12 protein-coding genes and 1 pseudogene are annotated in these 15899 nt (G+C 54.0%); 9 read left to right on the top strand and 4 right to left on the bottom strand.

All coding sequences use genetic code 11. From position 1 onward, the window contains the following. Positions 1–3: 3 nt before the first annotated feature. Complete coding sequence (gene ampE / locus HFD87_RS13630; protein WP_010253930.1) at positions 4–858, top strand: beta-lactamase regulator AmpE; 855 nt, start codon at positions 4–6, stop codon at positions 856–858. On the opposite strand, the gene HFD87_RS13625 is transcribed toward ampE, so the two are convergent. From HFD87_RS13625 to aroP, 3 genes are all read right to left on the bottom strand, one after another. Then, positions 840–1799 carry a family 43 glycosylhydrolase gene (locus tag HFD87_RS13625; RefSeq protein WP_050679548.1) on the bottom strand — a complete coding sequence of 320 codons (960 nt, stop codon included), beginning with the start codon at positions 1797–1799 and terminating at the stop codon, positions 840–842. The genes ampE and HFD87_RS13625 overlap by 19 nt on opposite strands. After that, on the bottom strand, positions 1796–3208 hold the full coding sequence (locus HFD87_RS13620; RefSeq protein ID WP_167423560.1) for a glycoside-pentoside-hexuronide (GPH):cation symporter: 1413 nt from the start codon (positions 3206–3208) through the stop codon (positions 1796–1798). Before HFD87_RS13620 ends, HFD87_RS13625 begins: the two co-directional genes overlap by 4 nt. Before the next feature lie 198 nt (positions 3209–3406). Further along, entirely contained in the window at positions 3407–4762 is a 1356-nt protein-coding gene (aroP, locus tag HFD87_RS13615) for an aromatic amino acid transporter AroP (protein ID WP_033756570.1), read from the bottom strand. Positions 4763–5277: 515 nt separating this feature from the next. Here aroP and pdhR point away from each other — a divergent pair. The 8 genes and pseudogenes from pdhR to HFD87_RS13575 all read left to right on the top strand — a co-directional run bounded on the left by pdhR (position 5278) and on the right by HFD87_RS13575 (position 14474). Further along, positions 5278–6042 (top strand): pyruvate dehydrogenase complex transcriptional repressor PdhR, encoded by a 765-nt coding sequence (gene pdhR, locus HFD87_RS13610; protein WP_010253942.1) that lies wholly within the window; start codon positions 5278–5280, stop codon positions 6040–6042. A 101-nt stretch (positions 6043–6143) separates the two neighbouring features. Beyond that, the gene (gene aceE / locus HFD87_RS13605) at positions 6144–8810 is read left to right on the top strand and encodes a pyruvate dehydrogenase (acetyl-transferring), homodimeric type (protein WP_010253944.1); all 2667 of its coding nucleotides are present in this window, start codon (positions 6144–6146) and stop codon (positions 8808–8810) included. Between the two features lie 14 nt (positions 8811–8824). Beyond that, entirely contained in the window at positions 8825–10726 is a 1902-nt protein-coding gene (gene aceF / locus HFD87_RS13600) for a pyruvate dehydrogenase complex dihydrolipoyllysine-residue acetyltransferase (RefSeq protein ID WP_122459252.1), read from the top strand. Positions 10727–10886: 160 nt separating this feature from the next. Further along, the gene (gene lpdA, locus HFD87_RS13595; RefSeq protein ID WP_010253950.1) at positions 10887–12311 is read left to right on the top strand and encodes a dihydrolipoyl dehydrogenase; all 1425 of its coding nucleotides are present in this window, start codon (positions 10887–10889) and stop codon (positions 12309–12311) included. A gap of 182 nt (positions 12312–12493) precedes the next feature. Next, complete coding sequence (locus tag HFD87_RS13590) at positions 12494–12673, top strand: type II toxin-antitoxin system HicA family toxin (RefSeq protein ID WP_010253953.1); 180 nt, start codon at positions 12494–12496, stop codon at positions 12671–12673. A gap of 26 nt (positions 12674–12699) precedes the next feature. Further along, on the top strand, positions 12700–13125 hold the full coding sequence (locus tag HFD87_RS13585; protein WP_010253955.1) for a type II toxin-antitoxin system HicB family antitoxin: 426 nt from the start codon (positions 12700–12702) through the stop codon (positions 13123–13125). An 81-nt stretch (positions 13126–13206) separates the two neighbouring features. Next, positions 13207–13296, top strand: a pseudogene (locus tag HFD87_RS23005) (CRISPR-associated protein Cas1); the annotation flags it as partial. A gap of 236 nt (positions 13297–13532) precedes the next feature. After that, entirely contained in the window at positions 13533–14474 is a 942-nt protein-coding gene (locus HFD87_RS13575) for an Rpn family recombination-promoting nuclease/putative transposase (protein WP_167423559.1), read from the top strand. A 427-nt stretch (positions 14475–14901) separates the two neighbouring features. Here the strand turns inward: HFD87_RS13575 and HFD87_RS13570 are convergent, their stop codons facing one another. Further along, positions 14902–15801, bottom strand: a complete 900-nt coding sequence (locus HFD87_RS13570; protein WP_167423558.1) for a LysR family transcriptional regulator — start codon at positions 15799–15801, stop codon at positions 14902–14904. Positions 15802–15899 lie beyond the last annotated feature (98 nt).

Genomic DNA, 15899 nt, shown 5'->3' with positions numbered 1-15899 from the left:
AGTATGACGTTGTTTACCTTGTTGTTGGTTTTAGGCTGGGAGCGCCTGTTTAAACTGGGCGAGCACTGGCAGCTCGAACACCGGCTGGAGCCGATCTTTCGCCAGCGCCACCATTTCTCAATGATGCGTACCCTGCTGATGACCGTGCTGGCGATGGCGCTGACCGCGCTGGTGATCTGGAGTCTGAAAGGGCTGCTGTTTGGCGTGCTGCAGCTGCTCTTCTGGATTGTTGCCGGACTGCTCTGTATCGGTGCCGGTTCGGTGCGGCAGCACTACCACAGCTACCTGAAAGCAGCCAGTCATGACGACGACGCTGCGCATCAGGCGATGGCGGCTGAACTGACGCTGATTCATGGCGTGCCGGTGGAATGCAGCGAGCGCGAGTTCCTGCGTGAACTGCAGAATGCCCTGATCTGGATAAACTTCCGTTTCTACCTTGCGCCAATGTTCTGGCTGGTGGCGGGCGGTCCATGGGGGCCAGTGCTGCTGGTGGGTTACGCTTTTCTGCGGGCCTGGCAAGGCTGGCTGGCAAAGCATGGAACACCGATGGCGCGTTCACAATCTGGCGTGGATGCCATTCTGCATCTTCTCGACTGGATCCCTGCGCGGCTGGCGGGTGTGGCTTACGCCCTGCTGGGTCATGGCGAAAAAGCGCTGCCCGCCTGGTTTGCTTCGCTGACCGATCGGCATCGTTCTCAGTATCAGGTGCTGACGACTCTGGCGCAGTTCTCACTGTCACGCGATCCGCACACCGATAAAGTCGAAACGCCACGGGTTGCCGTGGCGTTAGCGAAACGTACCTCACTGGTACTGGTGGTCGCTGTCGCGTTGCTGACGATTTACGGCACGCTGGTGTAATCGGCAGGCGGCACGCCGAAATCAGGCGTGCCATCTTCCCGCCAGCTGAAATATTTCAGTCGGGTATGGCGGTTCGGATCCCATAACGGATCGCCTTCAATTTCAGTGTAGTTACGCGCGTGGTATACCAGCACGTCGCGTCCCGCCTCATCCTGGGTAAAACTGTTGTGACCCGGTCCATACTGATGGTTGTCCCAGCTGGAGACAAACACCGGCCGTGCAGACTTTTGCCATGCGGCGACATCAAGCGGGTCGGCATCAACGTCAATCGACAGTATCCCCAGACAGTAATTCTCATCGGTGGCGCTGGCAGAGTAGGTCACAAACAGCCGATCCCCGTGACGAATAACCGCCGGTCCTTCATTAACGCTAAAGCCTGCGCACTCCCACTCATATTCTGGCCGGCTCAGCATCACCGGCGTGCCTTTCAGCGTCCAGGGATTAAGCAGCTCAGCCAGATAGAGGTTAGAGTTGCCGGGAATCAATGGATCTTTCTGCGCCCAGAGATACCAGTTTTTACCCTGATGCACGAAGTGGGTAGCATCCAGTGAGAAGCTGTCGAACTGGCTGAAGACCCGGCGACAGGGCTGCCATTCCCCCTGCAGCGGATTTTCCGCCTCACACACCAGCGCATACATCCGGTGCTGAAACAGTCCCTCTTTGATTTCACGCGTCGGTGCTGCCGCGAAATAGATGACCCACTGTCCGTCAATGTAGTGCAGTTCAGGTGCCCAGATTAACTCGCTAAAGGGACCGCTCTCGGGCTTGCGCCAGACGACCACCGGCTCGGCGCTGCGCAGGCCAGCTAGCGTCGTGGCGCGACGGATCTCCAGCCGGTCATACTCCGGCACCGATGCCACAAAGTAATAGTACTGTTCATGGCGCAGGATAAAGGGGTCGGCACGCTGCTCGATAAAAGGATTCGGCAAGATTGCGGTCATTTAACATCTCCGGTTGGCGTGACAACACCGTCGCGTAGGCGAACGGTGTGTAACTCATGGAAGTTTTCGCGGCGCAGCGCGAGATCCTGCTGGATGGTAATCATCATTTTGCGGTCGACCTTCATCAGTCGTACCACACCTGCGGTAATCAGATAGCCGACGCCAGGAATAATGGTGAACAGCAGCATGATGCCGTTAATCGCCTCAGGCGACTGCTGTTTAGCGCCCGCATTGTAGCCATAGATCGACAGCAGAAAGCCGACCATCGCACCGGCAACCGCCAGTCCCACCTTGAGGAAGAACAGGTTGCCGGAGAAGCTGATGCCGGTGATGCGTTTGCCGGTTTTCCATTCGCCGTAGTCATCCACATCGGCCATCAGTGACCAGTGCAGCGGAGAGGGGATCTGATGCAGGATATTCAGCACAAAGTAGGCGATCACGACCATCACGGTGGCGTGGGGATCGATCCAGTAGAAACCGCTGGAGAAGAGTGCCAGCGCGATATTGGTCCAGAAGAAGACTTTGAGTTTGCACCAGCGATCGGTGAGCAATTTCGCCAGCGTGCTGCCGACCATCATGCCAATCACACCCAGGCTGATAAACAGCGTGGCGAAGTGCGTCGACTGGCCCATGACCCAGGTCACGTAATACATGGTGGACGCCATACGGATGAAGCCGGGACAGACGTTACAGAAGGTCAGCAGCAGAATGCGTACCCACTGGTCATTCTTCCAGACGTCACGCAGATCTTTTTTCAGGTCATCATTGCTCGGCACGGCAGGGCGGATACGTTCACGTACCGTGGCAAAGCAGAACAGAAACATCGCCAGGCCAATGGTTGCCAGTACCGCCATCGCCATCTGGTAGCCGCGCGCTTTGTCTTCGCCACCGAACCACTCTGCCATCGGCAGCAGGGACAGAGAGAGTATCAGCGTGGCGATGCCGACCATGACAAAGCGGTATGACTGGCAGGAGACGCGCTCACCGGGATCGTTGGTAATCACGCCGCCCAGAGAGCAGTAAGGAATGTTAATCGCCGTGTAGGTCAGTGACATCAGGAAGTAGGTGACGAAGGCCCAGATCACCTTGTTGTGATAGGTCCAGTCTGGCGTGGTGAACATCAATACGCTGAACACGACGTAAGGTACGGAAACCCACAGCAGCCAGGGACGAAAGCGACCCCAGCGACTCTGGGTGCGATCGGCGATCGCGCCCATAATCGGATCGGTTACCGCATCGAGCACTCTGACCGAGAGCAGCAGGGTTCCCACCAGCGCCGGGGCCAGGCCGAAAACGTCGGTATAGAAGTAGTTCAGGAACAGCATGATGGCACCGCCAATCATGTTGCATCCGGCATCGCCCATGCCATATCCCAGTTTTTCCCGAAACGGGAGGGCTGTACCTTTCATGGTTTTCTCCTGCGCATCCAGTGTGAACAGGAATTATTGGCAGGAAATCAGCGAGATGAACGGGAGTAATTCGTTATGAAGATGGACAAAACAGTTGCGGGGAGAGAAGTGTGAACTGGATCGGGGCAGTTGAGACGGGCAGGGAGGCGCGGATGACGTGCTGCAACCCCGCAGGAGGTCGCAGCACGTGGTAAAGCATCAGGCTTTCTGTGTCTGGTTCTTGATAAAGTAACCCACGCCCAGAATCACCAGCCAGACCGGAATCAGCCAGACAGAGATCGCCATGCCCGGCGTGGTCGCCATCAGTACCAGAATCGCCGCCAGGAAAATCAGGCAAATCCAGTTACCCGCCGGATAGAGCAGCGCTTTAAAGCGGGTGGTTACGCCCTGCTTATCTTTCTTACGACGGAACTTAAGGTGCGCCAGGCTGATCATCGCCCAGTTGATCACCAGCGCAGAGACGACCAGCGACATCAGCAGGCCAAACGCTTCACCCGGCATCAGATAGTTGATCAGCACACAGAGCGCAGTAGCGACAGCAGAGACCAGAATCGTTAACACCGGCACACCGCGACGATCGACTTTCAGCAGCGCTTTTGGCGCATTACCCTGCTGTGCCAGACCAAACAGCATACGGCTGTTACAGTAAACGCAGCTGTTATAGACCGACAGCGCCGCTGTCAGGATGACCACGTTGAGCGCATTCGCCACCATGGCATCGCCCAGCTCATGGAAGATAAAGACAAACGGGCTGACTTCTGACGTGACACGCGTCCACGGCATCAGTGACAGCAGCACCGCCAGCGAACCAATGTAGAAAATCAGAATACGCCACAGCACCTGGTTGGTCGCTTTTGGAATGCTCACTTCCGGGTTATCCGCTTCAGCGGCGGTGATACCTACCAGCTCCAGCCCACCAAACGAGAACATGATAATCGCCATGACCATCACCAGACCGCCGATGCCATGCGGGAAAAATCCGCCCTGTTCCCACAGGTTGCGCACGGTAGCCTGCGGACCCGCGTGACCGCTGAACAGCAACCAGCCTCCGAACAGGATCATGCCAATCACCGCAACCACTTTAACGATGGCGAACCAGAACTCCATCTCACCAAACACTTTCACGTTGGTCAGGTTGATAGCGTTAATCATCACGAAGAAGATGGCAGCCGAAGCCCAGGTCGGAAAGTCTGGCCACCAGAACTGGACATATTTGCCAACGGCGGTGAGTTCCGCCATGGCGACCAGCACATAGAGCACCCAGTAGTTCCAGCCCGAGGCGAAGCCTGCAAAGTTGCCCCAGTATTTATACGCGAAGTGGCTGAAGCTGCCGGCGACCGGCTCTTCCACGACCATTTCGCCTAACTGACGCATGATTAAAAAGGCAATAAAACCGGCAATCGCATAGCCCAGAATTACGGCCGGTCCGGCGGATTCAATGACCGATGCACTGCCCAGAAACAGGCCGGTTCCCACTGCACCACCCAGCGCGATGAGCTGAATATGGCGGTTCTTAAGACCACGTTTCAGCGCTTCGCCTTGCTGTTGTTCCATACAAACCTCGTGATGTTTTTATTCTTCGTTCGCAGCGCAGGACGCTGTAATGAAGTAGTTACAATAACGTATTGATTATTTTACGGTATCTGGCGTGCTGAATAGTGCCATCTGCTACCCTGGCGACAAGAATAGTGATAAGCGAATCGCTTTGCACCTGCTTTCGCCTTTCGTGCTGAGAGTTGACTGAAAAAACGCCGTCCTGGTCACGTCTGCCCACAGCAACTTCTGCCATGAAATTCCGTTAATGACGAATAGCTTTCACTTATGTCTGCCGCTGCGCTAACGCGCTAAGCGGGTGTAAGGTTTGGTAAAAGTGAAATTATTTAACATTTGCGGTAACGCGAATTTTTCATTTTTTTAACCGCAAGTTAGCGCCAGCACAGGCTTTGGGGGCAGGTGAATGTCGCAGACACCATATAGACACAAGGTGAATACTTTGTTACTTTACCGGCACCTCTTTGCAATTGGTATTACCAATTTACTCCGGACGATTGGCTTAATAAGAAGGGACGATGGCTTACAGTAAGATTCGCCAACCTAAACTCTCCGACGCTATCGAGCAACAGCTCGAATCGCTGATTATGGAAGGGACCCTGCGTCCGGGAGAGAAGCTGCTGCCTGAGCGCGAACTCGCCAAACAATTCGATGTCTCACGTCCGTCTCTCCGCGAAGCGATCCAGCGCTTAGAAGCCAAAGGATTATTGCTGCGCCGACAGGGTGGCGGAACGTTCGTGCAGGAGAATCTCTGGCAAAGCTTAAGCGATCCACTCGTTGAGCTTCTCGCCGACCATCCGGAATCACAGTTTGATCTGCTGGAAACGCGCCATGCCTTAGAAGGCATCGCCGCCTATTACGCGGCGCTGCGCGGCACAGAGGAAGACCTGCTGCGCATTCGCGACTGCCATGTGAATATCCAGCAGGCGCAGGACAGCGGCGATTTAGACGCCGAAGCGGACGCAGTGATGCAGTATCAGATCGCTGTCACAGAAGCGGCCCATAATGTTGTGCTTTTACATTTGCTACGCTCAATGGGCCCTATGCTGGAACAAAACGTTCGCCAGAATTTCGAATTGCTCTACTCGCGCCGGGAAATGCTGGCAAAAGTGAGCGGTCACCGCGCCAGAATCTTTGAGGCGATTGTGGCTCGTGAGCCAGAAAAAGCGCGCGAGGCTTCACACCGTCACCTGGCGTTCATAGAGGAAATCTTGCTGGACAGAAGTCGGGAGCAGAGCCGTCGAGAACGCTCCCTGCGTCGTTTACAGCAACGTAAGGAATAACGTGCGACAAAGATCGTACTGACATCAGACGAGCCTGCCTGCATCTGCTTTAACAGGCTCCCGATTATTCAACGTATTAGACACAGATAAGGAACACACCCATGTCAGAACGTTTACACAATGACGTGGATCCGATTGAAACTCGTGACTGGCTACAGGCGATCGAATCGGTCATCCGTGAAGAAGGTGTTGAACGTGCACAGTATCTGATTGATCAGGTACTGGGTGCAGCCCGCAAAGGCGGCGTAAACGTGGCTGCAGGATCTTCTGCAATCAGCAACTACATCAACTCTATTGCCGTTGAAGATGAACCCGATTATCCGGGCAATACCTCTCTTGAACGTCGTATCCGTTCCGCAATTCGCTGGAACGCCATCATGTCGGTGCTGCGCGCATCGAAGAAAGATCTGGAACTCGGCGGCCACATGTCCTCCTTCCAGTCTTCTGCGACGATTTATGAAGTGTGCTTCAACCACTTCTTCCGCGCGCGCAGTGAGAAGGATGGCGGCGATCTGGTCTATTTCCAGGGCCACATCTCTCCCGGCATCTATGCCCGTGCGTTCCTTGAAGGCCGCCTGACCGAAGACCAGATGAATAACTTCCGTCAGGAAGTTGACGGTAAAGGCCTCTCTTCTTATCCGCACCCGAAATTAATGCCGGAATTCTGGCAGTTCCCGACCGTATCAATGGGTCTGGGTCCGCTGTCGGCTATCTACCAGGCGAAGTTCCTGAAGTATCTGGAACACCGTGGCCTGAAAGATACCTCTGCTCAGACCGTTTACGCCTTCCTGGGTGACGGTGAGATGGATGAGCCAGAATCCAAAGGCGCGATCACCATCGCGACCCGTGAAAAACTGGATAACCTGGTCTTCATCATCAACTGCAACCTGCAGCGTCTGGATGGCCCGGTTACCGGTAATGGCAAGATCATCAACGAGCTGGAAGGCATCTTTGCCGGCGCTGGCTGGGAAGTGATCAAGGTCATCTGGGGCGGTCGCTGGGATGAGCTGCTGCGCAAAGATACCAGCGGCAAGCTGATTCAGCTGATGAACGAAACCGTCGACGGCGACTACCAGACCTTCAAATCCCGTGATGGTGCCTATGTGCGTGAGCACTTCTTTGGTAAATATCCGGAAACCGCCGCGCTGGTTAAAGATCTGTCCGATGATGAAATCTGGGCATTGAACCGTGGCGGCCACGATCCGAAGAAAATCTACGCGGCACTGAAAAAAGCGCAGGACACCAAAGGCAAGCCAGTACTGATCCTGGCGCATACCATCAAAGGTTATGGTATGGGCGACACCGCGGAAGGCAAAAACATTGCCCACCAGGTGAAGAAGATGAACATGGATGGCGTGCGCTATATCCGTGATCGCTTCAACGTGCCAGTTGCAGATGACAAAATTGAATCACTGCCGTACGTGACCTTTGAAAAGGGCTCTGAAGAGCACACGTATCTGCACGGTCAGCGTGAGAAGTTAGGCGGCTACCTGCCAACACGTCAGCCGAAGTTCACTGAAAAGCTGGAAATGCCAGCACTCGAAGAGTTCAGTGCGCTGCTGGATGAGCAGAACAAAGAGATCTCAACCACCATCGCCTTTGTACGTGCCCTGAACGTGATGCTGAAGAACAAGTCGATCAAAGATCGCCTGGTTCCGATCCTCGCCGATGAAGCGCGCACCTTTGGTATGGAAGGTCTGTTCCGTCAGATTGGTATCTACAGCCCGAACGGTCAGCAGTACACCCCGCAGGACCGCGAGCAGGTTGCTTACTACAAAGAAGATGAGAAAGGCCAGATCCTGCAGGAAGGGATCAACGAGCTGGGCGCAGGTTCATCCTGGCTGGCTGCGGCGACCTCTTACAGCACCAACAACCTGCCGATGATCCCGTTCTACATCTATTACTCGATGTTCGGCTTCCAGCGTATCGGCGATCTGATGTGGCTGGCGGGCGACCAACAGGCGCGCGGCTTCCTGGTCGGCGGCACCTCAGGTCGTACTACTCTGAACGGCGAAGGTTTGCAGCATGAAGATGGTCACAGCCACATTCAGTCGCTGACTATCCCGAACTGTATCTCCTACGATCCTTCTTACGCCTATGAAGTCGCTGTCATCATGCATGACGGTCTGGTGCGTATGTATGGCGAAGCGCAGGAGAACGTTTACTACTACATCACCACGCTGAACGAAAACTACCATATGCCAGCAATGCCCGCTGGTGCAGAAGAGGGTATCCGTAAGGGTATCTACAAACTGGAAACGGTAGACGGCAGCAAAGGCAAAGTGCAGCTGCTGGGCTCAGGTTCTATCCTGCGTCATGTGCGTGAAGCTGCGCAGATCCTGGCGAAAGATTACGGTATCGGCTCTGATGTCTACAGCGTCACCTCGTTCACTGAACTGGCACGTGATGGCCAGGATTGTGAGCGCTGGAACATGCTGCATCCGACAGAAGAAGCGCGCGTACCTTACATCGCTCAGGTGATGAACGACGCACCTGCTGTCGCCTCAACCGACTACATGAAACTGTTCGCTGAGCAGGTTCGTAGCTATGTCCCGGCCAGCGATTATCGCGTGCTGGGTACCGATGGCTTTGGTCGCTCTGACAGCCGTGAGAACCTGCGTCATCACTTTGAAGTTGATGCATCTTATGTGGTGGTTGCCGCGCTGGGTGAGCTGGCTAAACGCGGCGAGATCGAGAAGAAAGTGGTGGCCGACGCGATCACCCGATTCAATATCGATGCCGATAAAGTTAACCCGCGTCTGGCTTAAGAGGTAATAGAGTAATGGCTATCGAAATTAAGGTACCGGATATCGGGTCTGACGAAGTTGAAGTCACCGAGATTCTGGTGAAAGTTGGCGACAAGGTGGAAGCCGAGCAGTCGCTGATCACCGTGGAAGGCGACAAAGCCTCAATGGAAGTGCCGTCGCCGCAGGCTGGCGTAGTGAAAGAGATCAAAATCTCTACCGGTGACAAAGTTGAGACCGGCTCACTGATCATGGTGTTTGATGCTGAAGGCGCTGCGGAAGCAGCACCTGCCGCCGCCGAAGAGAAAAAAGCGGACGCGGCGCCAGCGCCAGCCGCTGCTGCGGCCACGGCCAGCAAAGAAGTGGCTGTGCCGGATATCGGCGGTGACGAAGTTGAAGTCACTGAGATTCTGGTTAAGGTTGGCGACAAAGTCGAAGCCGAGCAGTCACTGATTGTGGTGGAAGGCGATAAAGCGTCGATGGAAGTCCCGGCTCCGTTCGCGGGTGTGGTCAAAGAGATCACTATTTCCACCGGCGACAAAGTCAGCACCGGTTCAGCCATCATGGTCTTTGAAGCAGAAGGCGCAGCACCGGCCTCTGACGCGAAGCCAGAAGTGAAAGAAGAAGCGGCATCGGCACCTGCCGCGGCTGCAGGCGCAAAAGACGTTAACGTTCCGGATATCGGCGGTGATGAAGTTGAAGTTACCGAGATCCTGGTCAAAGTTGGCGACAAAGTTGAAGCTGAGCAGTCACTGATTGTGGTTGAAGGCGACAAAGCCTCTATGGAAGTGCCTGCGCCGTTTGCAGGAACCGTCAAAGAGCTGAAAGTGGCGACCGGCGATAAAGTCAGCACCGGCTCACTGATCATGGTGTTCGAAGTCGAAGGTGCTGCTCCGGCTGCCCCTGCGGCCGCGAAACAGGAAGCCGCACCGGCCCCTGCTGCCAAATCTGACGCTAAAGCCGCGGCACCCGCTCCAGCTAAAGCGGAAAGCAAAGGTGAGTTCGCAGAGAACGACGCTTACGTTCACGCTACCCCGGTGATCCGTCGCCTGGCGCGCGAGTTCGGTGTTAACCTGGCGAAAGTCAAAGGCACCGGCCGTAAAGGTCGCATTCTGAAAGAAGACGTGCAGACTTACGTGAAAGAGGCCGTGAAACGCGCTGAAGCGGCACCAGCTGCAGCCAGCGGCGGCGGTCTGCCAGGCATGCTGCCATGGCCGAAAGTTGATTTCAGTAAATTTGGCGAAATCGAAGAAGTCGAACTGGGTCGTATCCAGAAAATTTCTGGCGCGAACCTGAGCCGTAACTGGGTAATGATCCCGCACGTTACGCATTTCGACAAAACCGATATCACCGATCTGGAAGCCTTCCGTAAGCAGCAGAATGCTGAAGCAGAGAAGCGTAAGCTGGATGTGAAGTACACCCCGGTGGTGTTCATCATGAAAGCGGTCGCGGCGGCGCTTGAGCAGATGCCACGCTTCAACAGCTCGTTGTCTGAAGATGCGCAGAAACTAACGCTGAAAAAATATATCAACATCGGTGTGGCGGTTGATACGCCAAATGGCCTGGTGGTTCCGGTCTTCAAAGACGTGAACAAGAAAGGCATCACCGAGCTGTCGCGTGAACTGATGGCGATTTCGAAGAAAGCGCGTGACGGTAAGCTGACAGCGGGCGACATGCAGGGCGGATGTTTCACCATCTCCAGCCTGGGCGGCCTGGGCACCACGCACTTCGCGCCGATCGTGAACGCGCCGGAAGTGGCTATCCTGGGTGTCTCTAAATCGGCGATGGAGCCGGTGTGGAACGGTAAAGAGTTTACTCCGCGTCTGATGATGCCGATTTCTCTCTCCTTCGACCACCGCGTAATCGACGGTGCTGATGGTGCACGATTCATCACCATCATCGGCAATATGTTGTCTGACATTCGTCGTTTAGTTATGTAAATGTAAAGAAGGCCGGCGGAAGCCGGCCTTCCTGTAACGATTCGTCGCGCCGCGGTTGGCAGTTTGTTAACAATTCTGTAAACTCTTGCGGTGAAAGTCCCGGTGGAACAAGGGCATTATAAGAAAGTCTGACCCGCCGGATATCAATTAAGAGGTCATGATGAGTACAGAGATTAAAACCCAGGTCGTAGTACTTGGGGCAGGTCCTGCAGGTTACTCTGCAGCCTTCCGTTGTGCGGATTTAGGTCTGGAAACCGTACTGGTAGAGCGTTACAGCACCCTGGGTGGTGTTTGTCTGAACGTCGGTTGTATCCCATCTAAAGCGCTGCTGCACGTTGCTAAAGTGATTGAAGAGGCGAAAGCCCTTGAAGAGCACGGCATTGTGTTTGGCCAGCCATCTACTGATATCAACAAGATTCGCAGCTGGAAAGAGAAGGTTATCAACCAGTTGACTGGCGGCCTGTCAGGAATGGCAAAAGGTCGTAAAGTCACCGTGGTTAACGGCCTCGGCAAATTCACCGGTGCTAACACCCTGGTGGTTGAAGGAGAAGGCGGCGCGACCACCATCAACTTCGATAATGCCATTATCGCTGCGGGTTCACGTCCAATCGAACTGCCATTCATTCCACATGAAGATCCACGCGTCTGGGACTCTACCGATGCGCTGGAACTGAAAGAAGTGCCGAAGCGCTTGCTGGTCATGGGCGGCGGCATCATCGGTCTGGAAATGGCGACGGTTTATCATGCGCTGGGTTCAGAGATTGATGTGGTTGAGATGTTCGACCAGGTTATCCCGGCTGCGGATAAAGACGTGGTGAAAGTCTTTACCAAGAAAATCAGCAAGAAATTTAACCTGATGCTGGAAACCAAAGTGACCGCCGTTGAAGCAAAAGACGATGGCATTTACGTTTCAATGGAAGGTAAAAAAGCACCAGGCGAAGCGCAGCGTTATGACGCGGTGCTGGTGGCCATCGGTCGTGTGCCGAACGGTAAAGGTCTGGATGCCGGTAAAGCGGGCGTGGAAGTGGACGATCGCGGCTTCATTCGCGTCGACAAGCAGATGCGCACCAACGTGCCACACATCTATGCTATCGGCGACATCGTCGGTCAGCCAATGCTGGCGCACAAAGGCGTGCACGAAGGCCACGTGGCGGCAGAAGTGATCTCTGGTCTGAAGCACTACTTCGATCCGAAAGTGATCCCTTCAATTGCCTATACTGAGCCAGAAGTTGCCTGGGTCGGTCTGACCGAGAAAGAAGCGAAAGAGAAGGGCATCAGCTACGAGACCTCCACCTTCCCGTGGGCAGCCTCAGGCCGTGCTATCGCTTCTGATTGTGCAGACGGTATGACCAAACTGATTTTCGACAAAGAGACGCACCGGATTATTGGTGGCGCGATTGTCGGTACTAACGGCGGCGAGCTGTTAGGCGAAATCGGTCTGGCGATTGAGATGGGTTGTGATGCGGAAGATATTGCGCTGACCATCCACGCTCACCCGACCCTGCATGAGTCAGTCGGTCTGGCGGCAGAAATCTTCGAAGGCAGCATCACCGATCTGCCTAACGCGAAAGCGAAGAAGAAATAACTTTCTGCTACTAAAGAAGAAAGCTCCCGTTATGGGGGCTTTTTTTTCGCCTGGAGTTTGGTGCTGTATGGCAAGAATCGATTTGGGTTAAGACTAAAGGTAACCCCAATAACCCTGAAAACGTTGCCTGTGAGAGTTATTAGAGTTATCGTGCTTTCATCAGGACGCGACAGGACACAGGGATGGATAGCAGCACGTTAATTTCCGAAATGAAGGCTGATGGCTGGGTTCTGACAGGGATTAACGGTAGCCATCACCATTTCACACATCCGACAAAACCGGGGCTGGTTACAGTACCCCATCCTAAAAAAGACTTACCGATCGGTACGGTAAAGAGCATCAGGAAACAAGCGAGAATTTAATCCCGCTTGCCCGTAGAGGTATGAATATGTTTTATCCAATCGCGATTGAAGCGGGTGATCACGAACACGCATACGGCGTAATCGTCCCCGATTTACCAGGGTGTTTCTCTGCCGGGGATACTCTTGATGAAGCCATTAAAAACGCCAAAGAGGCTATCACAGGGCATATCGAATTATGTGTAGAGCTCGGTCATGAGATCCCTGCCGTGTCCACCATTGAGACTCTGGCCACGAATCCTGACTATCAGGGTTATATCTGGGCATTGGTTGATGTAGATGTCATTCGCTTGCTGGGCGGCTCTGAAAAAATCAATGTCACTTTACCCAGGTCGTTAATTGATCGGATTGATCGTTGTGTGGCTTCACACCCCGAATACAAAAGTCGCTCGGGCTTTCTGGCTCAGGTAGCGCTTGAGCGTATTACTGCTCCGATTAACAGGCCTCAAAAGTAAGTCTGAGTGATAGCTAAATTTATTGGTGGCAGAGGAATCAAAAGGCACCTTTTATGAGTTTTTACCCCTTAAGCCGTTGCTATGATCTTTCTCCCGTATGGTCAGGTTGATGTCTTTGATGATGCTTTTATCCAGATTGATAAAACCGGCGTAAGAATGCATATTCCGGTGAATCTGGATGGACTGCAGCTGATTCTCTTCCTGACTCTTACAAATCAGTGAGTTACTGATCTTTAAATACGTGAATTTAGTGGTGATTTTTTTATGAGGGTAAAATCATCATATTTTACAGCCACATACATTAAGAGTGTTCCCCGCTCAAGCGGGGATAAACCGCATTGATGATGGAGGTGGCCAGACATCTGGCCTGTGATCCCCTACGAATGTGAATATCAGAGTCAGGCCCGATGAAAAAAAAGAACAGCACTCCCACACCTCACGATGCCACTTTCCGGCAGTTTCTCTCACAGCCGGACATTGCCCGCGACTTCATGGAACTGCATCTGCCCGCCGAACTGCGCGCTATATGCGACCTCAGCACCCTGAAACTTGAATCCGGTTCGTTCGTTGAAGACGATCTTCGCCAGTATTTCAGCGATATCCTCTACAGCCTGAAGACCAGTAACGGGGATGGGTACATACACGTCCTGGTTGAGCATCAGTCTGCGCCGGACAGGCATATGGCATTCAGGCTGATGCGATACGCTGTGGCGGCTATGCACCGCCACCTTGAAGCGGGCCATAAGCAGCTGCCGCTGGTTATACCGGTACTGTTCTATACCGGCAAACGCAGCCCTTATCCGTATTCAACACGCTGGCTCGACGAATTTGAAGACCCTTCGCTGGCGGAAAACCTCTATGGCAGCGCCTTTCCACTGGTGGATGTCACGGTGATCCCGGATGAGGAAATCATGGGGCACCGCAGCATGGCGGCGCTGACGCTGTTACAGAAGCACATTCATCAGCGTGACATCGCGACTCTCACCGATCGGCTGGCCACGTTACTGATGGCCGATTATCTTTCTTCACCCCAGGTAACAGCGCTGATACACTATTTACTGCAGGCAGGCGAGTCGGCTGACTCCGAAGCCTTCGTGCGCGAACTGGCACAGCGAGTGCCGCAACACGGAGACGCACTTATGACCATCGCACAGCAGCTGGAGCAGAAGGGCATCGAGAAAGGTATCGAGAAAGGTATTCAGCTTGGTGAACAGCGTGGAATCGAGAAAGGCCGAAATGAAGGCAAACTCGAGGTTGCCCGCACTATGCTGCAGAACGGCATCGACCGTAACACCGTCATGAAAATGACCGGTCTCTCAGAAGATGAACTTTCACAGATCCGTCACTGATTTTGATGTCAGAAAACGGCTCGGCAACGTAAAGCCCTGCACTACAGGGCTTAACAAATTTAATGAAACGCAGGCGCTGCTCATCAGTCAGTGCGCTGACACAGTCTCCCGGGTTAACTGACTATAATTACGAGCGTGCTTTTCTGCCATTCCCGAAACTCATCACAAAGCAATTCGACTGTTATGACAAAATTACCGGGTCTCCTGGCTTAAACATCAGGATAGGTGGCGCTCCTGGGAGGAAGCGAAGAGGGCTGCAGATCAGCAGGGCATAACCTTCCTGGATGCTAAAATTCAGGGGCCGGCTAAGGTCTGGCTTATCCCTTTCACTGTTTCCAGTACAGCCGGTAAACACAATATGGGATGCTGGACGGTGGCACTCTGACATTCTAATTCTCAGAAGATTAGGCAGCAAGCTAACCTTCATCTAACCACGCATCTCCCATGCAGCCACCCGTTCAATAAACATCTGTGCCAGTGCAGCAATGGCGCTGTTGCCGGGCAGTCTTTCTTCATTGATATACATCACCAGCGAACTACTGCGTCGGCGGCCCTGTAACAGCGGCAGGGAACGGAGCTCACCGCTCTCTAACTGCGCGGTGATATTCTGTTCCGGCAGCCAGCCATAACCTAACTGATGCTGGACCGCTTCAATGGCTGCCGACAGCGTCGTGAATGACCAGTTCTCCGCCTGATCGCCATTGACCTCTGACTGCTGCTGTTGCTGACGATCCAGAATGGTAATGCAGGGCCAGCGTGCCAGCGTAGCAGCATTAAGCGGGGCGGATTCGCGGTGCAGCGGGTGGTCGCGATGGGCGACGGCGACGAAATCGACACTCATCAGGCTTTCGCCTGCTAAAGGCGTGTCGCCATATTGCGCCACCAGCCAGAGATCAGCCTGATGCTCCGCCAGTCTGTCCGGCGTCTCGCTTCGGACGATTTCGCTGAACCAGATGCGGACATGCGGATAGCGTTGCTGAAAGGTCTGAAGCACATCGAACAGCAAGGGTTTGGGCAGAGTCGCATCGACCATCAGATCGATGCGCGAACGCTCGCCGCGTTGCAGTGCACTGGCCTGCGCCTCAAGCGCGCCGAATCCCTCCAGCAGCGGACGCACCTGCGCGAGCAACTGATGTCCCTCTGCACTCAGGACAGCGCGGCGGCCCTCCTGCTGTAGCAAAGTCAAACCTAGCCGCTGCTGTAACAGGCTCAGCTGATAACTCAGTGAGGACTGGCTGCGATTGTTCTTCTCCGCTGCCAGCGCAAAACTCCCCTCATTCACTACTGCGTCGAGCAGATACCACTGTTCGAGTGTTGTCTTGTACATACTCACTCATCTAAAAATTAAATTATTTAGTGCTAAAAATAGCGTTATTCATCGGTTTTGTAACGCGCAATAATCTCCTCAAGGAAAACAAATGAGGA

Source organism: Pantoea sp. EKM21T (assembly GCF_011800405.1).
In the GTDB taxonomy this organism is placed as follows: Bacteria; Pseudomonadota; Gammaproteobacteria; order Enterobacterales; family Enterobacteriaceae; genus Pantoea; species Pantoea agglomerans.
This window is presented reverse-complemented; position numbering and strand designations above follow the sequence as displayed.